This is a genomic window from Mesorhizobium sp. C120A (assembly GCF_030323105.1).
Taxonomy (GTDB): Bacteria; Pseudomonadota; Alphaproteobacteria; order Rhizobiales; family Rhizobiaceae; genus Mesorhizobium.
This window is the reverse complement of the sequence record NZ_CP100476.1, coordinates 1,351,238-1,368,882: the sequence shown is the minus strand read 5'-3', so window position 1 is coordinate 1,368,882 and position 17,645 is coordinate 1,351,238. Positions and strand designations below refer to the sequence as shown.

Here is a 17,645-nt window from a genome sequence, read left to right as displayed (position 1 = left end):
AGCCGGACAGAGCTTTAGTACCCCGCCTTGATCTTCTCGAATTCGGCGATCATCTTGAGCTTGAGCGACGACGGCACGGGCGATTGGAACAGGGTCTTGTCGACGAATCTCTGCACATCGTCATAGCCCTTTTCTTTCAGGATCGCCGGGTCGACGCCGGCCATGCCCTTGGCGTTGGCCTGGCCATAACCCCAGTCCTTGACCAGCACCTTGGCGGTCTCGGGATCGTTGATCGCGTTGAGGTAGTCATAGGCCTTGTCGACATTGCCGGGTGCGTCCTTGAACAGCACGTAGCCGCAGACCCAGGTCGAGATGCCTTCGTCCGTATCCTTCTTGGACTTGATCGGCACACCGGCAGCGACGGATTGTACCGTGGCATCGTTCCATGCCCAGGCGAGATCGACCTCGCCGCCGCTCAGCAACTGGACGACGTCCGTGGTATCGGTCCAGTAGGAGCGGACATTCTTGTGCACCTGGCGCAGGAAGTCGGACGCCTGCTTGAACTGGTCGTCCGTCATCTTGGTCCAGTCCTTGAGCCCCATGGCAAGGCTGGCCAGCGCATAGGCGTCGTCGACATTGTCGCCGATCGAGACCCGCCCCTTGAACTTGGGATCGGCGAAGGCCTTCAGCGACTGCACATCCTTCGCGTCGATCTTGTCGGAGTTGTAGGTGAGCTGGGTGTTGCCCCAGTCCCACGGCATGAACCAGGCCTTGCCGTCCGAAGTGGTGGCCAGATCCTTCATCGCCATGATGCCGGGATTGAGATCCTTCCAGCCGGTGATCTTCGAGGTGTCGAGCGGCTGCAGCAGCCCCGCCTCGCGCCACTTTGTCACGCTCTGCGAGCAGGGATGACCAAGATCGGCCTTGAAGCCGGAGCGCACTTTTTCGAAGACTTCGTCCTCGTCGCCGAAGAAGGCGAAGGTCGGCGAGTCGCCGTTCTTCTCGACATATTTGGGGTGGAAGCTCGGGTCCTCATAGCCGGACCAGTCGAACACGATCAGGTCCTTGTCGGCGGGGACCGCAATCGCCGCGGCCGAACCAGCCAGCGTCGCCGTCAGCGCCAATGTCAGTGTCAGGCGTCGGGCTATTCTTTTCATGCTGTTCCATCCTCTTTGTTTCTGATTGTTCGCTCCGGCTTGGATCCGCCGGTTGTTGTCAACGTCCGCTGTCCGGCGGGTAGTGCTTCGGAAAGGCGGCCGACAGGAATTCGTTTGCCGCCTGTAGCGCGCTCTCACGGGTGACGTCCTCGGTCCCCATCATCAGCCGCAGCCACAAGCCCTCCAGCATGGCGCTGAGCGCCAGCGCCATGACCTGCGGCTCATAGCCATAACCACCGCCCTGCTTGAGCGTGGCACAGAGGTCGATGAAGATCTTCTGGTAGGCCGCGTCGCGCGCGCCGCACAGCGCCTGGTAGGTCGGCCGCGACTTGGCCTCGCCCCAGAACGCGCACCACGCCGCGAGCTTGCGCTTGTTGCAGATCGAACGGTCGAAATCGGCGGCGACCAGCGCCCGCAGCTGCCGGGCTGGATCCTCGCCGGCCTTGGTCAGCGCGACGCGCCAATGCGCCGCATATTCGTCGGCCATATAGGCCAGCGTGGCGACGAGCAGCTTCTCCTTGCTCTCGAAATGGAAGTTGACGATGCCGCGCGACAGGCCGGCGCCGTCAGCGACATCGGCCATCGTCGTTTCCGAATAACCGCGCTTGGCCAGCGAATCGATGGTCGCTTCGATCAGCTGCTGTTGCCTGACCTCCTTCGACGCCTTGCGGCCGCGTTTTTCCGGCTCGGTTTTTCCAGACGTGTCGGAGGATCGCTCTTCGCGCGCTGCAGCTTTCATCGGTGCCGTCATGCTCCACATTGCCGGCTATCCCACCACAGCCGGCTTCCACCCGCGAAGATGAGTGGGACGGTGCTCGCCACTGTCAAGCACCTTCTGCATGGCTTCCCAGGTCTTGATGTTCTTGTCGACATAGGCCGCTCCGACCGCGACTGCCGCCGTCTCGTAGAGCGGGCCTTTCAGCCTTTCCAGCTCGCCGCGTGCGACCTCGCGGTACCAAGAATTGCGGTCCTTCACAGTGACATCGGCAAAGCCGGCGCTGCGCATCGCTTGCGCATAGCGTGCCGGCGAGGCCATGGCGAAGGACAGGCCTTCGGCCGCGACATAGGCCTTCATCTCAGATGACGGCTCGCCGTCATGGCCGATCAGCCAGTCGGAGGCGGCAAGGACGCCGCCCGGCTTCAGCACGCGGAAGATTTCCGCAAACAGCGCGTCCTTGTCGGACACGTGCACCAGCGCATCCTTGGAGAAGACGACATCGAACGAAGCGTCGGCAAAAGGCAGCGGCCCCGGCGGCGCCTGGACGAAGCTGGCGCGGTCTGAAAGCCCTCGTGCAGCGGCATGCTTTCTGGCCGCCTCGATCACCGGCCGCTCGATGTCGAAGCCGGTGGCATGAGCAGCACCGTGGCGCTCCACCAGATGCAGCGCGATGCCGCCGGAGCCGCAGCCGATGTCGAGGATCGTCTTGCCCCTGAGCGACAGCCCTTCGACCACCCGGTCGACCTCGTCTGGTCCGCCCGGCGACAGATAGCCCTCGCCCCACAGCGCCTCGAGGAAGCGGATCGCGGCGTCGTCATATTCCGGCTCGCCATCTGCCGTTTCGATCATCAGACCTTAAGTCCCGTCAGCCGAATTGCGCAGGTTCGAATGCCGGCAAAGCGTAGCGTATTAACAGGAAAACGCAATATCATTTGTTGAACATTCATTCAGAACGGCTGGACAGAATAGCCGCTGCCGTGCCAAATTCCGCGCATTCGGCGACAAATCACGCGAAAAATGAAGGGTCGAGCACCATGAAGGCTGGGCGCGAATGAAAGCTTGGGATGCGATCGTCATCGGCGGCGGACACAACGGCCTGGTCAACGCCAGCTATTTGCAACGCGCCGGGCTCGACGTGCTGGTGGTGGAAAAGAACGACTGGGTCGGCGGCGCCGCCACCAGCCGCGAGCTGACGCCGGGCTTCCTCTACTCCAACTGCTCCTATGTCTGCTCGCTGTTTCGCCCCGAGATCATGCGCGACCTCGAACTGCCGCGTTTCGGCTTGCAGGTTATTTCCTATGAAGGCGGCGCCGTGTTCACCCGCGACGGCGACTACCTCGCCAACTACCGTGACCACGATGCGCACCGGCGCGAATTCGCCCGCTTCTCCAGGCGCGACGCGGAGGCCTATGACCGCTATTCGCGCGACGTGACGCGGCAGTGCCGTTTCATCCAGCCGCTGCTGATGCGCACCGCACCGGACCCGGCCAGTCTCAAGCCGCGCGACCTCGGAGAGCTTCTCTATCTCGGCAAGAAATTCGTCGGCCTGTCATCAGAAGAAATGGCGCTGACGCTGCGCTTCTGGACCATGTCGATCTCGGAATTCCTCGACGAATATTTTGAGACCGATGTCATCAAGGCGAACTTCGCTTTGTCCGGCATTATCGGTACCGCGCTCGGGCCGATGTCGCCCGGCACAGCCTACGTGCTGCTGCACCATTATATGGGTGAGGTCGACGGCTCGGTCGGCGCCTGGGGCTATGCGCGCGGCGGCATGGGCGCCGTCACCAAGGCGCTCGCCGCTTCATTCAAGGCGTCCGGCGGCGCTATCCGCACCGGCGCCGAGGTCGACCATGTGCTGGTGAGCCGAGGCAAGGCCAAGGGCGTGGTGCTGGCCGGCGGCGAGGAGGTCTACGGCAAGCTCGTCGTCTCCAACGCCGACGTCAAACGCACATTCCTGAAACTGGTCGAGGAGAAGGAACTGCCCGACATTTTCCTGCGGCGGGTCAGGAACTTCAAGATCCGCGGCTCCTCCGGCAAGGTCAACATCGCGCTGGATTCTCTGCCGGAATTCCCGGCACTGCCGAAGGATTCACCCGTTTATCGCGGCGACATGCATTTCACCGATTCCATGGAGCGCATGGAGCGCGCCTATGACGACTGGAAGGCCGGTCGCTGGTCGGCCGACCCATTCCTCGACATGGTCATCCCAACGACGCTCGACCCGACCATGGCGCCGCCGGGCAAGCATTTCATGAGCTGCTTCGTGCAGTACGCACCGCCCAAGGTCAAGGGCCAGGACTGGACCGATGCCGACCGCGACGGTTTCGCCGAAAGCGTAGTTGCGCAGATCGCCGAATACTCGCCAGGCTTCCGCGACCGCATCGTCCATATGGAGGTGCGCACGCCGCGCGAGATCGAAGCCGAGGTCGGCCTCACCGAAGGCAACATTTTCCAGGGCGAGCTGACCTTCGACCAGCTGCTGTTCAACCGCCCGGTGCCGGGCTACGCACAATACCGCTCGCCGGTCGGCGGGCTCTATATGTGCGGCTCCTCGACACATCCCGGCGGCGGCGTCATGGGCGCACCCGGCCGCAATGCGGCAGCCGAGATCCTGCGCGACCTCGCCAAATCGACCTCCCATATGAGCCCGGCCCATGACGTCATTTGATGCCATCATCATAGGCGGCGGCCATAACGGCCTTGTCGCTGCCGCCACTCTGGCGAAAGCCGGCCGCAAGGTGCTGGTGCTGGAAGCGGCCGGCGATGTCGGCGGCGCGGCGCGCACCGAAGAGTTTGCGCCAGGTTTTCGGGTCTCCTCGATCGCGCATGTGCTGAACCGCCTGCACCCCGACGTGGTGAAGATATTGGAGCTGGAGAAACACGGGCTGCAGGTCGCCCGCGCAGACTTCATTCCGTCGGTCGCCTTGGCGAGGGACGGCCCGCCGCTTGTCCTGCATGGCGCCTATGGCGAAGTGCTGACCGGCTCCACTCCGTCCGAGCAGTCCGCCTGGAAGGAATTGCGCGCGCAACTCATGCGCTATGCCGGCATCCTGAAACCGTTCCTGTCGCGGCGCCCGCCCGATCTCGGTGGCATGTCCCTGCTTGAAACCGCAGCGCTCGGCCAGACGGCCGTGGCGCTGAAAAAGCTCGGCAAGGAAGACATGCGCGATTTCCTGCGGGTGCTCCTGTTGAACGTCGCCGACCTGCTCGACGAACAGCTTGCCGATCTCAGGCTGAAGGGCCTGCTTGCCTTCGACGCCACGCTTGGCAGCCACCTCGGCCCGCGTTCGCCGACCTCGCTGCTTGGCCTCTATTACCGGCTGGCCGGCGAGACTGACGGTGCGGCCGGGGCACAGATGCTGCCGAAAGGTGGTATGGGTGCGGTCGTTGCCGCCATTCGCGCGGCGGCGGAGAAAGCCGGCGTCACCATCCGCACGGCAGCGCCCGTGGCCAGAATAGTCGTCGAGAAAGGGCGCGCCCTCGGCGTGACCCTCGACGGCGGCGAGGTGCTGCACGCCAGAACGATCGTCTCCGCCATCAACCCGGCGACGACCATGCTCGATCTCGTCGGCCCGCGCGAGCTCGACACGGGTTTCGTGCGCAAGGTAAAGAACATCCGCATGAGGGGCGACGCGGCGAAGCTCCATCTGGCGCTCGAACGGCAACCGCAATTTTCCGGCGTCGGCGCCGATAATCACAAGGGCCGTCTGGTCATCGCGCCCTCGCCCGACCATGTCGAGCGCGCCTTCAACCCGTCAAAATATGGCGAGTTCTCAGCCGAACCGGTGATGGAGATCACACTGCCCTCGCTCTCCGACCCGTCGCTCGCGCCAAGCGGCGCCTGCGTGCTGTCGGCGATCGTGCAATACGCGCCTTATGCGCTGAAAGAGGGCTGGGACGCTGGCAAGCCGAAATTCCTCAGCGCTGTCATGGCGCAGCTCGAAGCCTACGCCCCCGGTATCAGCAAGTCCGTGCTGCATGCCGAGCTTTTGACGCCAGCCGATATCGAAGCCAACTACCGCATGCCGGGCGGCCATTGGCACCACGGCGAATTGCAGGCCGACCAGATGTTGATGTCGCGGCCGGTCTCCGGCTGGTCGGGCTACGACACGCCGATCGAGGGGCTGTTCCTGGCCGGCGCCGGTTCGCATCCAGGCGGCGGCGTTTCGGGTGCTCCCGGTTTTAATGCGGCGCGGCGCATCATAGCGACGAAGGGATGACCGGATGTTTCAGCCAGTCAACGCCGCACTCTACGGCGAAGGAATGTCGTCATGACGAGTCCGATCAACAACGCCGCCCGCACCACAGCGCAGGGCCATTTCCGCACCTTGCGTCTCGGCACGCCGTTCCAGCCGCGCATCGATGCGGTGGCCAAAACTCAGGACTGGTACAATTGGGCCGGCTATCGCGCGCCGCATTCGCTGTGGGACGAGGAACTCGAATATTTCGCCATCCGCAGCCAGGCGGCTTTGTTCGACATCTCGCCGATGACCAAATACCGCATCGAGGGGCCGGATGCCGAAGCCTTCCTCGATCGCGTCACGCTGCGCGATGTCACCAAGCTGAAACCCGGCCGCGTCCACTACACCGCATGGTGCGACGACGAAGGTTTTGTCCTCGATGACGGCACGCTGTTCCGGCTGTCGCCGACCCGCTTCCGCCTGTGTTCGCAGGAGCGGCACCTGCCCTGGCTGCTCGACAGCGCCATCGGTTTCGAAGTGACCGTCGAAGAAGAGACTGAAAGCGTCGCTGGTCTCGCTCTGCAAGGCCCAACCTCCTTCGCCGTGCTGCGCGAGGCCGGCTTTGCCGGCGTTGAAAAACTCAAAGTGTTCGATCTCGCCGAGTTCCCGCACGATGGCGGCACTATCACCATCTCGCGCACCGGCTTCACCGGCGATCTCGGCTACGAACTGTTCGTGCCGGCCGAAAAAGCGCTCAGCCTCTGGGACCGCCTGATGACGGCAGGCGAACTGCGCGGCATCCGCGCCATCGGCTACGCCGCCCTCAACCGCGCCCGGCTGGAAGCCGGCCTCATCGTCGCCAATGCCGACTTCACCACCGCAGACCATGCCATTCGCGCCGACCGTCTGCGCATGCCGGACGAGATCGGTCTCGGCTTTATGGTCGCCCTGGGAAAAGGCCATTTCAATGGCCGCCGCGCCATCCTCGAAGCCCGTGCCAAACGCAAGCTGCTTTACGTGCTGGTCGGGTTGGAGATCGAAGGCAACATCCCGGCCGAACACGCCATCGTCTATCACAAGAAGCATCAGGAGGTCGGCCTGGTCAGCGCCGCCATGTGGTCGCCGATGGCCAAGCGCAACATTGCCATCGCCTCGCTGACGCGTCCCTATGGTGATACGATGGTGGAAGACCTCTGGGTCGAGATCTACGCCATGCGCGAGTTGCAGTACCAGAAGCTGATGAAGCGGGCCAAGGTGGTGGCCCGTCCTTTCATCAAGCTCGACCGCCGCACCGCCAATCCGCCGGCGGATTTCTGATCATGGCCGACGAACCGGATGATGAGACGGAAGCCGCCGAACAGTGGCAGCTGGTCAACACGCCGCTCGGCGAAAAATGGTCGGGTCGTACCCGCTATGCCGCCGCCATGTACTTCTACAAGCGCGGCGAAATGAGCGCCGAGACGCTGGAAGTCTACCGCATCTGCGCGCGGCTGGACTGGGAGAACCCGCTGCCGATGATCAGGGATCGCGGCGGCCAGGATTGGCTGAAGCGCATGGGCGCTTAAGCCTCAGCCTATGGTTCTTTCGAGAACGCTCAGCCAGTTGCGATAGGCTATCTTCTCGATCAACGCGCGTCCGAAACCGCGCGCGGCCAGCGCATCTATCAGCTTCGGCAGACCGGCAACGTCGCCGATGACGGCCGGAATCATCGCCCCGTCGAAATCGGAGCCGAGACCGACGCCGTCCTCGCCCAGCGCCTGCAGCAGCGAGTCGACATGGCGCACCATGATGTCGAGGCTAGTGTCCGAATTCATCCGTCCGTCTTCACGCAGGAAGCCGGTGGCGAAGTTGAGCCCGACCATGCCGCCGGTCTCGCGGATAGCGCCGAGCTGCCAGTCCGTCAGGTTGCGCGAATGGGTGCACAGCGCATGCACGTTCGAATGGGTGGCGACCAGCGGCGCATCGCTGAGTGCGGCGACATCGCGAAAGCCCTTTTCGTTGAGATGCGACAGGTCGATCATGATCTTGAGCTGATTGCAGGCCTTGACCAGCGCCTTGCCGGCATCGGTCAGCCCCGGTCCAGTATCGGGCGACGACGGGAAGCGGAACGGGACGCCATGGCCGAAGGCGTTGGGGCGGCTCCAGACAATGCCGAGCGAGCGCAGGCCGGCTTCGTAGAGCACGTCGAGCAAGGTAAGTTCGGGATCGATCGCCTCGACGCCTTCAATATGAAACACCGCCGCGATCGAACCTTTCGCCATCGCCTCGCGAATGTCACCGGCACTGCGGCAGACTGTCAGCGCGCCCGCGCGCTCCAGCCGAAACAGGATCGAGGCCATGCCGATGGTGGAATTGAGCGCATCAGCGCGCGGCAGTTCCGGCGGCAATGGCTCATTGTCGCTCGGCGCCGGCGGCACCGCAGCACGTTTGCTCTTCTCGACCGGCGGTGGAAAGATCGCGAACATGCCGCCGGCAAAGCCGCCCTTCTTGGCGCGCGGCAGGTCTATATGACCGCCCTGCGTCCCCTCGATGAACAGCTTTTCGACGTCTGTGTCTTTCGACTGGTACAGTCGCAGCAGCGTGTCGTTGTGGCCGTCGAAGACGGGGACGAGATCGGGTTCGGTCATTAGGAAGCCATTCGGTCAATTGGCAGGAGCGGACGAACCGCGGCGAACTGTGTACTTAGGCAAGAAGGCCGAACTGCGCAAATGCCAGAGAGGCGTTCGCTCTTGTGGCTGAGCGACTCCGACCACCTGCCGGGTCCCCGCTGCTTCGCAGCGTCCCGGCGTTCGCCGGCCTTTCATCGTGCCACTGGCACGATGAATTCGCCTTCGGCGACCGGCAACTCACCCCACAAGGGGAGAAGGGAAAAAGGTCTATTGCTTCAGCACATCCGCCCATTCCGGATGGCGGCGGAACTGGGCGTTGGCGAAGGGGCAGAGCGGGATGATCTTCTTGCCCACTGCCCGCGCGTCCTCGACGGCGCGTGTGACAAGCCGAAGGCCGGCGCCCTGGCCGCGAAACACGTCCGGCACTTCGGTGTGATCGATGATGATCTGGTGCTCGCCGACCTTGGTGAAGGTCATTTCCGCCTCGGCGCCGCCGGGTCCGCGCAGCACATAACGTCCCTTCGAGCCGCGGTCCTCGAGTTCGATCTCAGGCAATTCGTCAGGCATCGCTTGCTCCTTCAACCGGCGCATCGGCAAAAAGCCGCCTCGCCGCTTCGATCTCGTTTGGTCGAATTTCGTGGCCGCCATCGTGCCACTCCACTGTGACATCGGCGCCATTGGCGCGCAAATAGGCCTCCAGCCGGGATGTCAGGTTGGGCGGGCAGATCGGGTCGCGCTTGCCGGCGGTGACCAGGATGCGGCGTCCGGCAAGGCTGCCCTGCACCTGCGGTTCGAACGGGATCAGCGGGTGCATCAGCACCGCCGCATCGAACAGCTCGGGCGCGGCGAACATTACGGACGCCAGGATGTTGGCGCCGTTGGAATAGCCGAGACCCAAGACCGAAGATGGCCTTGCCGCTGCCACCTGCGCCTTGATGAAACCGGCCATCTTGGCGGTCGCCCGCGCGAGGTCGTCCATGTCGTAGACGCCCTCGCCGGTGCGGCGGAAGAAACGCGCCGCACCATGCTCGGAAACATCGCCGCGCGGCGATACGATCGTCGCCTGTGGCGCGAGGTCGCGCCCGAGCGACAGCAGCTGGCTCTCGTCCGCGCCGGTGCCGTGAAAGACGAAGAGCAGCGGGCCGCCGGGCGAACCCGGCAGCGCCTTATGGATGTAAGCTTCCTTGCTCATCGTCTCAGCCTTCCAGCTTCTGCAGATGCTCTTCAAGATAGGGCCGCAGATGCTGGTGCTGCGTCGGCAGTTTCAGGGCTTCGCCGAGATGGGCGGTGTCCTCGTCGCGGTCGAAGCCCGGCTCATTGGTGGCGACTTCGAACAGCACGCCGCCCGGCGTTCGGAAGTAGATCGCCCAGAAATAGTCGCGGTCGATCACCGGCGTCACGCCATAACCCGTATCGATCAGCGCCTTGCGCACTTCGAGCTGCTGGGCGCGGTTCTCCACCGCGAAGGCGACATGGTGGACCGAGCCGGCGCCGAGATTGGCAAAGCCCGCGGTAGGAAGCGATTCGATATCGACGACATCAGCGCCGTTGCCGTTCTTGATGGCGAGCCGGCTGACACTGCCGGACTTGTCCACTTGCTCATAGCCCATGAACTTCAACAGCTCTTCCGTGGCGCCACCATCCTTCAATCTGAGCGAGACCGAGTGGAAGCCGCGTATCGCCTCATCAGCGGGAATGCCGCCTTTCAACCATGGCGCGCGGCTGTCCGCCTTGTCTTCGACCAGCGCGAAACCGTCGCCGTCGGGACCGGCGAAGGCCAGCCGCTTCTCGCCGAACGTCTCTTCGCGGGAGACACCCGCAACGCCTTCATCGGCGAAGCGCTTTTCCCAATAGCCGAGCGTGCCGGCCGGCACCGAATAGGCCGTGGTACCGACTTCCCCGACGCCATGGCGGCCCCTGGCAATGTCCGGGAACGGAAAATAGGTCATCACCGAGCCGGGCGTACCGTGCTCGTCACCATAATAGAGGTGATAGACATCTGGCGCGTCGAAGTTGACGGTCTTCTTGACCCGGCGCAGGCCGAGCTTGTGCGTGAAGAAATTATTGTTCTGGCGCGCATCGCCGGCCATCGACGTCACGTGATGCAGGCCCTTGATCTGGTCGAGCATTGTCTTGCTCCTTCCCTTCGGTTTGCGGCTCTTGCCGCTGTCCACGCCTATATGAGGGGCGCCTGGCAATGGCAAAGGCGGCAAACTCAGAATGGACTGTATCCCAATAGTGAACAGCAGGAAATTTTCGTTCACCATTTAAGCAAGACTGACAGGCTTGCGCTGCCGCCAAATTCCGGTTCATTGAACGTCTTCCCGACGTGACAGGATAGAGCATTGGCCGCGAAAAGCAGACGCCCGAACATCCTATTGATCTCCTGCGACCAATGGCGGGGCGATTGCCTGTCGGCTGCCGGCCATGCCGTGGTGAAGACGCCGAATGCCGATGCGCTCGCCGCCGAAGGCGTCCTTTTCATGCGGCATTACGGCGGCGCGGCGCCCTGCTCGCCGGCCCGCGCGTGCCTCTACACCGGCCTCTACCAGATGAACAATCGCGTCTGCCGCAACGGCACGCCGCTCGACGCCCGCCACGGCAACATGGCGCTTTCGGCCCGCGCCCTCGGCTATGATCCGACTTTGTTCGGCTACACCGACGTCTCGCCCGATCCGCGCACGATGGCGCCGGGCGATCCCCGGCTGAAAAGCTATGAGGGCGTGCTGCCCGGCTTCAGCGTTCGCCAGTTCCTGCCTGAGCATCAGAAACCATGGCTGTCATGGCTGAAGGCACGTGGCGTCGACACCAGCGCGGGCTCTCCCGGCATTCACCGCCCCGTAGGCGGGGAAGCGGGCGACGCCGTGACCAGCGCGCCGCCTGTCTATTCCAGGGACGAGACGCCGACCGCTTTTCTTGCCGGCGAATTCATTCGCTGGCTGGACGAACAGGATTCGCCATGGTTCGCGCATGTCTCCTTCATCAGCCCGCATCCGCCCTTTGTCGTACCGCGGCCCTACAACACGCTGTATGATCCGGCGGACGGACCGCCCTTCCGCCATGTCGAGACTTGGCAGGCCGAGGCGCAAAGGCATCCCTATCTGGCTTACGACCTTGGTCGCCAGAAGCGGAGAAGCTTCCGCCCCGGCACCGACGGCCACGTGCGCGACTGGGGCGACGACAACATCCGGGCCATCCGCGCGATCTATTACGGCATGATCTCGGAGGTCGACGCGCAGCTTGGCCGCATCTGGCAAGCGATCAAGACGGCGAATGCATGGGATGACACCATCATCGTGCTGACTTCGGACCACGCCGAGATGATGGGCGACCATTTCATGCTGGGCAAAGGCGGCTTCTTCGACGGCAGCTATCACATCCCATTGATCGTGCGCGACCCGCGTCACGGCAATGCAGCCGGCTCGACCGTCAACCACTTCACCGAGGCCGTCGACATCTTCCCGACCTTGCTCGATCTGCTGGACGCCGACGCCCAGCTGCATCTCGACGGCCGCTCGCTAAAACCGTTCCTGCAAGATGAACCGCCTAAGGATTGGCGCGACGCGGCGCATTGGGAGTTCGACTTCCGCTCGATTGCCAGCGGTGAGGCCGAACGGCATTTCGGCATCGGCTCGCGCCAGTGCAACCTCGCCGTCATCCGTACGGAAAAATTCAAATACGTGCATTTCGGCGGCGGCCTGCCGCCGCTGCTCTTCGACATGCAGAAGGATCCGGGCGAACTGGCCAACGTTGCCGCCGACCCGGCCTATCTCAGCGTGCGGCTTGAATTTGCCGAGCGACTGCTTGCCTGGCGCGCCGAGCATCTTGACCAGTCGTTGGCGCTTGCAGAGCTGACGGACGAAGGGGTGGTGGATATGTGGTAGGCAGTAGGCAGTAGGCAGTAGGCAGTAGAATGTTCTGGCGGCCTGATTGCCTCGTCACTCGGTTTCGCCTACTGCCCAATCCCTACTGCCTATTCCCTTACTGTACCATCATCCGCTGCTGGTCGCGCTTCTCGGCATAGCTGCCCTTGTCATACGCAGCCTGCGCCTGCAGCTGCTCCTTGGTGAAGTTGGTGTAGAGATATTTGTTGCCGTCCTTGTCGGTCATGAATTTGAGCTTGTCCATGCCGACCGCGACCTCCTTGGCGCCGATGCCTAGAAAGCCGCCGACATCGATGATGACGGCATCCGGCTTGCTGTCGGGCGTGAGCACGACGTCGCCGATCTCGCCGACCTTGGCGTCGTTGGCGCCATAGACGGTGGTGCCCTTCAGGTCGTCGCCTCTGATGTTACCGACCGGCATTTCGGTCAGTGTGGACTTGTCGATCGCTGCCGTTTGCGTCGGATCGGTGGCTTTTGTACCGGCCGGAGCTTCCGCGGTCTTGTCCGCTGGCTGAGCATTGTCAGCCGGTGCAACGGCCGTCGGGGCAGCGGGAGCAGTCGGCTGCGTTGCGTCGGAGGTTGTCGTCACCGGCGCCGGATCATAGGGCTTGCGGTCGAAATCAGGCTGCGCCTGCAGTTCCTCCTTGGTCGTCTGCGCCACCAGCCAGCGATCGCCGTTCTTTTCGGCCCACCGTGCCTTGGCGAAATCATAGGTGACGTTCTTTTCACCCATGCCGAGGAAGCCGCCGACGCCGATCACCAGCGACTGCGCCTTGCCATCCTTGGTCAGCACGATGTCGTTGACGTCGCCGATATTCTGGGCATCGTCGCCAGTGCCATTGTAGACATTCTCGCCGATGATGTTGGTTGCGAGATTGCCGTCAGCGCGTTTCACCGCCGGTTCTGACGGCGCGGCGTTGAGATCAACCGGCTTCTGCGGGTCGTTCTGCGCCGTGGAAGCAGGCGCCGAGGCCGGATCGTAGGGCTTACGGTCGAAGTCGGGCAGCGCCGTCAGCGCTTCTTTCGTCGTCTCGGCGACGAGCCAGCGGTCACCATTCCTCTCGACCCATTGCAACTTGCCGTAGTCGAAGGCGACGTTCTTGCTGCCTATGCCGAGGAAGCCGCCAACGCCGATAATGGCGGATTTCGCCTGGCCGTTTTCATCGAGGACGACGTCGCTGACGTCACCGATCTTCTGCGCATCGTCGCCAGTGCCATTGTACACGGACTCGCCGATGATATTGGTCATCAGCGCGCCGTCGGCCTGTTGCGGCGCCGGCGCGATGGTAGCAGGGGCTTCAGCCGGCGCTGGGGTCGTCGCCGGGGCCGTCGTTGACTGCGCAAACGCACCGGTAGCGATCAGCGTTGCGAGTGCAGTCGTCGCGAACAGTGTGCGGATCATGATTAAGTCTCCTCTTGCGTGATCTCATGCGCGCCGCAATCGGCAAACCACTTGCCGGGAGACCGAAGGCGGCGCCTCCAATGGGATCACAACGTTGTGACAAGGCGCTTGTTCCGAAAAAACGGGAGCATCGAAATACCCTGGGCAAGTCCGCGGAATCGCCCGACATTCCCGCCCGGCCGATGGAACCTTTGCCAAGCTTGCCCGTTTCAGCCTGCGGCTGGCATTCCGGCCGCTAAAAAGAATACGGAGTGGGGCATGCGATTTGCAGCGGTGCTGAACCGGGACGGCGGCACCTTGCGGACCACCGATCTTTCCGCGCTAACCGACCGCATGCGCCAGACGCTTGAGGCGGCTGGTCACTCCATCGATATCGACATCGTCGCCGGCAAAGAGATTGTCGCGGCGCTCGACAAGGTCGCCGCGCGGCGCGACATCGACGTCGTGCTGGCCGGTGGCGGCGACGGCACCATTTCGGCCGCCGCGGGGCGGCTGATGAATGGCAAGAAGGCGCTGGCCGTCCTGCCTGCAGGAACAATGAACCTGTTCGCCCGCGGCCTTGGAATTCCGCAGACCATCGATGGCGCGCTGAAGTCCTTTGCCGACGGCGAGATCATGGCGGTCGATATCGCGAGCGCGAATGGCCGGCCGTTCGTGCATCAGTTCTCGATCGGCCTGCACGCCAGGATGGTGAAGCTGCGCGACAATATGGAATTCGCCTCGCGCCTGGGAAAGATTCGCGCTTCGGCCAAGGCCGCTTGGACGACGATCAACAATCCTCCCGCCATGAAGGTGACGTTGACGGTCGGCGAAGCCGAGATCGTGACCCGCATCAGCGGCATCGGCATTTCCAACAATCTGTTTGGCGAAGGCCATCTGCCTTATGCCGACAATCCTGCCGGCGGCGTGCTCGGCATCTATGTCACCGTGGCGCGGCAGCGTGGCGAGTTGGTCAGGGCGCTCTTCGACATGGCTCGAGGCAGGTGGCGCGACAGCGATCATGTCGAAACCCATCAGGCCGACAAGGCAATCGTGAAAATCCATACAGGGAGCAAGAAATTCGGCGCCGTCATCGACGGCGAACTGGTCAAGCTGGAGCGTGAAACGACAATCCAGATCCACCCTGGCGCACTGAACGTCCTGGTTCCGGCGCAAGCCGCCCAGGCAAAGGCCGCCTGATGCGATTACGAATGACGAGGAAAACCCTAGCCGCCCGACTGCCCCTCGCCGGCTGGCGCGCTCTGGTTGGCCGGCGCGGTCTGGCCGGTGGGCTGCCCCTGGCTTTCAGGGCTATCTGGATCGATCTTTTGGCCATAAATCTCGGCCGCTCCCCAAGCAATGAAAGCCAGGAGCAACGCGGCGACCAATATGCGCAGGCCGTGCCAACCCCAGCGCCCCTGACGGGCTTTGTTTTCAGGGGCGATCTTGGTCATTGGCGGCGTTCCTGTCGTGCAGCCGGGATGGTGGATAAAACCATCGCCGGCGAAACATGGTGGGGTAACGATTGCTTGCTACAAAAGTTCCGGCGCGCGACGGCCGCGCAAGGTGCGCGCCACCGCGGGTGGGGCCTGCAAGCGAGGGGGCTTGGTGGATAGCAAGGTGACGAAGCAGGCTGGTTTGCCGGTTGAGGTCCGCCGCGCCGTGGCGGCGCCGGAGCGGCTTGCCGTACTGCACGGGCTTGACGCGATCGACACCGACTCCGATCCCGACTTCGATCGCATCACCGGCCTTGCCGCCGCCGTGATGCAGGCGCCGATCGCGCTCGTCACGCTGCTCGACACCGAACGACAGTGGTTCAAATCCTGTGTCGGCTTCAACGAGACCGAAACCGCGACCGACATATCGTTCTGCGCCCATACCATTGCCGCCGGCGACGAGCCGATGGTGGTGCCGGATGCCAGCATCGACCCTCGCTTCTCCCGCAACCCGCTGGTCACCGGCGAACACCATGTCCGCTTTTATGTCGGCGCGCCGATGGTGGTCGCCGGCGCGCGCGTCGGCACGGTGTGCGTACTCGACCGGGAGCCGCATGAATTTCCGTCCGCTGCCGCGCTCGATCATTTGAAATCGCTTGCCAGCCTCGCCGCCAGCCTGTTTACCCTCAAGGACGCCACCCGCAGCGGCGCCATTGCCACGGCTGCTTTGGCGCAGGAGGAAAAGCGCCGAGCCATAGCGCTCGACGCCGCCTCGCTCGCCAGTTGGGCCTGGGATATCCGCACCGACATGATCGAATGCGACGTGCGTTTGTCGGAGCTGTTCAACCTGCCGCGTTCGAACCGGCTGCGGGCGCGCGACATTCTGGCCGCCATCGACCCGCGCGACGTCTACCAGACCGAGACGCGCTTTCGCGATGCCCTGACCGGCAGCGACGACTATTTCGGCGAATACCGGGTCAAAGGCTTCGATCCGCCGCGCTGGATAGTCACCCGCGGCCGCGTCATCGAGCGCGACGGCGAAGGCAAGCCGACGCTGATCTTTGGCGTCAACTACGACATCTCGGAACGCAAGCTCGGCGAGGACCGGCAAAGGCTGCTGCTGCGCGAGCTCAACCATCGGGTCAAGAACACGCTGGCGACGGTGCAGGCGCTGGCCACACAGACCGTTCGCCACGCTCGCCGCCCAAGCGAATTCCTGGAAGCCTTCGGCGCCAGGCTGCAGGCGCTGGGCGCTGCCCATAACCTGCTGTCGGATCGCGAATGGCGCGGCATCGGTATTCGCGAACTGATGCAGATCGAGGTGAAGCCGTTCGATTCGGCAGAACGGCCGCGCATCGTGATCTCCGGTCCGGAGCTGCTGCTTTCGCCCGACCAGGCGGTGGGGCTCGGCCTGATCATGCACGAACTGGCCAGCAACGCGCTGCAATACGGATCGCTGTCGGTTGGCTCGGGGAAGGTCGATGTCGACTGGAAGGCGGCGGGCAAGAAAGGCGCGCGCCGCCTTGTGCTGACCTGGAGCGAAAGCGGCGGGCCGAAAGTCGACCCGCCGGAACGCCAGGGCTTCGGCTCTATCCTGATCCGCCGCAGCCTCGCCAAGGTTTTATCGAGCGAAGTGACCCACGAATTCCGCAGCGAAGGCGTGTTCGCCGAAATATCGATGCCGCTTGAAGATCTGCCGGCTTAAAGCGCGTCACGCTGAAACGGATTCATATGACGCGCTTTAAGTCTTTGTTTTGATGCATGTCGTTGTCCCAGAACCGCGGCACACTTCTGGGCGACATGCATTAAAAGCGATTCCAGAAGTGCGAAGCGGTTTTCCCGGGAACAGCGTATCAGCGCGACGCGCTTTAGTCGGCTTCGATGTCTGGATCGCCCGGATCCGGTTTGACGTTCTCGCGGTAGATGGCATAGGCCGCGAGCGCGATCATCGGGCCGAGAATGACGCCCTTCCCGCCTTTCCCCTTGAGCAAGGCCGGCAGCACGGCAAGCGCCGCGGTGATACCGAGCGCCTTCAGGTCGGCATTGCGCCTTCGCGCACGTCGGCGCGCACGCGTTCCGGCCGCAAGTTGATGAATGAGCACGATAAGCCCGGCCGTTAGCAGGAAACCGGCCGCGAAGCCGAGACAGGCGGCCATCGAGCCGTAACGGTCAGCCGCCCAGATGTAGGCCGCCCCCAGGAGAAACCCGAGGCCGCACAGGGCAGCCACGGCGGCGAGCCCATAGACGATTGCCGCCGTGCGCGCGCGGCGCATGGCGGCAATGGCTTCACCCGAGGCCAAGGCCGAGATAAGCGGTGCCAGCATGCCCATCTCTGT

The 17,645-nt window shown here is 63.5% G+C and carries 17 protein-coding genes; 7 read left to right on the top strand and 10 right to left on the bottom strand.

The window, feature by feature from the left end:
• Positions 1 to 14: 14 nt before the first annotated feature.
• Genes NL532_RS06775 through NL532_RS06765 form a run of 3 tightly spaced genes read right to left on the bottom strand, consistent with a single transcriptional unit; the run spans position 15 to position 2,664 of the window.
• Positions 15 to 1,097: an ABC transporter substrate-binding protein gene (locus NL532_RS06775; RefSeq protein WP_023828387.1), complete on the bottom strand. Its 1,083-nt coding sequence runs from the start codon at positions 1,095 to 1,097 to the stop codon at positions 15 to 17.
• Between the two features lie 58 nt (positions 1,098 to 1,155).
• Positions 1,156 to 1,836 carry a transcriptional regulator BetI gene (gene betI / locus NL532_RS06770; RefSeq protein WP_023690120.1) on the bottom strand — a complete coding sequence of 227 codons (681 nt, stop codon included), beginning with the start codon at positions 1,834 to 1,836 and terminating at the stop codon, positions 1,156 to 1,158.
• Positions 1,837 to 1,863: 27 nt separating this feature from the next.
• Positions 1,864 to 2,664 (bottom strand): class I SAM-dependent methyltransferase, encoded by an 801-nt coding sequence (locus NL532_RS06765; protein ID WP_023690119.1) that lies wholly within the window; start codon positions 2,662 to 2,664, stop codon positions 1,864 to 1,866.
• Positions 2,665 to 2,866: 202 nt separating this feature from the next.
• On the opposite strand from NL532_RS06765, the gene NL532_RS06760 reads away from it, so the two are divergent.
• From NL532_RS06760 to NL532_RS06745, 4 genes are read left to right on the top strand one after another with little or no spacing between them, the layout of a single operon-like run.
• A complete protein-coding gene (locus NL532_RS06760; RefSeq protein WP_023690118.1) occupies positions 2,867 to 4,486 on the top strand; it encodes a phytoene desaturase family protein in 1,620 nt (539 codons plus the stop codon).
• Complete coding sequence (locus tag NL532_RS06755) at positions 4,473 to 6,038, top strand: phytoene desaturase family protein (RefSeq protein WP_023828386.1); 1,566 nt, start codon at positions 4,473 to 4,475, stop codon at positions 6,036 to 6,038. Before NL532_RS06760 ends, NL532_RS06755 begins: the two co-directional genes overlap by 14 nt.
• A gap of 51 nt (positions 6,039 to 6,089) precedes the next feature.
• Complete coding sequence (locus tag NL532_RS06750; protein ID WP_023690116.1) at positions 6,090 to 7,316, top strand: aminomethyl transferase family protein; 1,227 nt, start codon at positions 6,090 to 6,092, stop codon at positions 7,314 to 7,316.
• A gap of 2 nt (positions 7,317 to 7,318) precedes the next feature.
• Positions 7,319 to 7,564, top strand: a complete 246-nt coding sequence (locus NL532_RS06745) for a hypothetical protein (RefSeq protein WP_023690115.1) — start codon at positions 7,319 to 7,321, stop codon at positions 7,562 to 7,564.
• A 3-nt stretch (positions 7,565 to 7,567) separates the two neighbouring features.
• On the opposite strand, the gene NL532_RS06740 is transcribed toward NL532_RS06745, so the two are convergent.
• The 4 genes from NL532_RS06740 to NL532_RS06725 all read right to left on the bottom strand — a co-directional run bounded on the left by NL532_RS06740 (position 7,568) and on the right by NL532_RS06725 (position 10,737).
• Complete coding sequence (locus tag NL532_RS06740) at positions 7,568 to 8,626, bottom strand: dipeptidase (RefSeq protein ID WP_023690114.1); 1,059 nt, start codon at positions 8,624 to 8,626, stop codon at positions 7,568 to 7,570.
• A gap of 249 nt (positions 8,627 to 8,875) precedes the next feature.
• Complete coding sequence (locus tag NL532_RS06735) at positions 8,876 to 9,175, bottom strand: GNAT family N-acetyltransferase (RefSeq protein WP_023683956.1); 300 nt, start codon at positions 9,173 to 9,175, stop codon at positions 8,876 to 8,878.
• A complete protein-coding gene (locus NL532_RS06730; protein WP_023683957.1) occupies positions 9,168 to 9,800 on the bottom strand; it encodes an alpha/beta hydrolase in 633 nt (210 codons plus the stop codon). The genes NL532_RS06735 and NL532_RS06730 overlap by 8 nt, the downstream gene beginning before the upstream one ends.
• Before the next feature lie 4 nt (positions 9,801 to 9,804).
• A complete protein-coding gene (locus NL532_RS06725) occupies positions 9,805 to 10,737 on the bottom strand; it encodes a VOC family protein (RefSeq protein WP_023724468.1) in 933 nt (310 codons plus the stop codon).
• Positions 10,738 to 10,953: 216 nt separating this feature from the next.
• Between NL532_RS06725 and NL532_RS06720 the strand changes: the two genes are divergently transcribed.
• Entirely contained in the window at positions 10,954 to 12,492 is a 1,539-nt protein-coding gene (locus NL532_RS06720) for an alkaline phosphatase family protein (protein WP_031197104.1), read from the top strand.
• A gap of 97 nt (positions 12,493 to 12,589) precedes the next feature.
• Here the strand turns inward: NL532_RS06720 and NL532_RS06715 are convergent, their stop codons facing one another.
• On the bottom strand, positions 12,590 to 13,894 hold the full coding sequence (locus tag NL532_RS06715; protein WP_023708587.1) for a PRC-barrel domain-containing protein: 1,305 nt from the start codon (positions 13,892 to 13,894) through the stop codon (positions 12,590 to 12,592).
• A 258-nt stretch (positions 13,895 to 14,152) separates the two neighbouring features.
• Here NL532_RS06715 and NL532_RS06710 point away from each other — a divergent pair, with 258 nt between their 5' ends.
• Positions 14,153 to 15,073 (top strand): diacylglycerol/lipid kinase family protein, encoded by a 921-nt coding sequence (locus NL532_RS06710; RefSeq protein WP_023696423.1) that lies wholly within the window; start codon positions 14,153 to 14,155, stop codon positions 15,071 to 15,073.
• 26 nt (positions 15,074 to 15,099) lie between these two features.
• Here the strand turns inward: NL532_RS06710 and NL532_RS06705 are convergent, their stop codons facing one another.
• Positions 15,100 to 15,327 carry a hypothetical protein gene (locus NL532_RS06705; protein ID WP_023706301.1) on the bottom strand — a complete coding sequence of 76 codons (228 nt, stop codon included), beginning with the start codon at positions 15,325 to 15,327 and terminating at the stop codon, positions 15,100 to 15,102.
• Between the two features lie 166 nt (positions 15,328 to 15,493).
• On the opposite strand from NL532_RS06705, the gene NL532_RS06700 reads away from it, so the two are divergent.
• The gene (locus tag NL532_RS06700; protein ID WP_502882002.1) at positions 15,494 to 17,014 is read left to right on the top strand and encodes a sensor histidine kinase; all 1,521 of its coding nucleotides are present in this window, start codon (positions 15,494 to 15,496) and stop codon (positions 17,012 to 17,014) included.
• 163 nt (positions 17,015 to 17,177) lie between these two features.
• Here the strand turns inward: NL532_RS06700 and NL532_RS06695 are convergent, their stop codons facing one another.
• On the bottom strand, positions 17,178 to 17,639 hold the full coding sequence (locus NL532_RS06695; RefSeq protein WP_023828384.1) for a hypothetical protein: 462 nt from the start codon (positions 17,637 to 17,639) through the stop codon (positions 17,178 to 17,180).
• Between the last annotated feature and the right edge of the window lie 6 nt (positions 17,640 to 17,645).

Bases quoted from the DNA above. Each gene is read 5' to 3' on its own strand.
- NL532_RS06775 (WP_023828387.1), bottom strand. From the start codon at position 1,097: ATGAAAAGAATAGCCCGACGCCTGACACTGACATTGGCGCTGACGGCG.
- betI (WP_023690120.1), bottom strand. From the start codon at position 1,836: ATGAAAGCTGCAGCGCGCGAAGAGCGATCCTCCGACACGTCTGGAAAA.
- NL532_RS06765 (WP_023690119.1), bottom strand. From the start codon at position 2,664: ATGATCGAAACGGCAGATGGCGAGCCGGAATATGACGACGCCGCGATC.
- NL532_RS06760 (WP_023690118.1), top strand. From the start codon at position 2,867: ATGAAAGCTTGGGATGCGATCGTCATCGGCGGCGGACACAACGGCCTG.
- NL532_RS06755 (WP_023828386.1), top strand. From the start codon at position 4,473: ATGACGTCATTTGATGCCATCATCATAGGCGGCGGCCATAACGGCCTT.
- NL532_RS06750 (WP_023690116.1), top strand. From the start codon at position 6,090: ATGACGAGTCCGATCAACAACGCCGCCCGCACCACAGCGCAGGGCCAT.
- NL532_RS06745 (WP_023690115.1), top strand. From the start codon at position 7,319: ATGGCCGACGAACCGGATGATGAGACGGAAGCCGCCGAACAGTGGCAG.
- NL532_RS06740 (WP_023690114.1), bottom strand. From the start codon at position 8,626: ATGACCGAACCCGATCTCGTCCCCGTCTTCGACGGCCACAACGACACG.
- NL532_RS06735 (WP_023683956.1), bottom strand. From the start codon at position 9,175: ATGCCTGACGAATTGCCTGAGATCGAACTCGAGGACCGCGGCTCGAAG.
- NL532_RS06730 (WP_023683957.1), bottom strand. From the start codon at position 9,800: ATGAGCAAGGAAGCTTACATCCATAAGGCGCTGCCGGGTTCGCCCGGC.
- NL532_RS06725 (WP_023724468.1), bottom strand. From the start codon at position 10,737: ATGCTCGACCAGATCAAGGGCCTGCATCACGTGACGTCGATGGCCGGC.
- NL532_RS06715 (WP_023708587.1), bottom strand. From the start codon at position 13,894: ATGATCCGCACACTGTTCGCGACGACTGCACTCGCAACGCTGATCGCT.
- NL532_RS06710 (WP_023696423.1), top strand. From the start codon at position 14,153: ATGCGATTTGCAGCGGTGCTGAACCGGGACGGCGGCACCTTGCGGACC.
- NL532_RS06705 (WP_023706301.1), bottom strand. From the start codon at position 15,327: ATGACCAAGATCGCCCCTGAAAACAAAGCCCGTCAGGGGCGCTGGGGT.
- NL532_RS06695 (WP_023828384.1), bottom strand. From the start codon at position 17,639: ATGGGCATGCTGGCACCGCTTATCTCGGCCTTGGCCTCGGGTGAAGCC.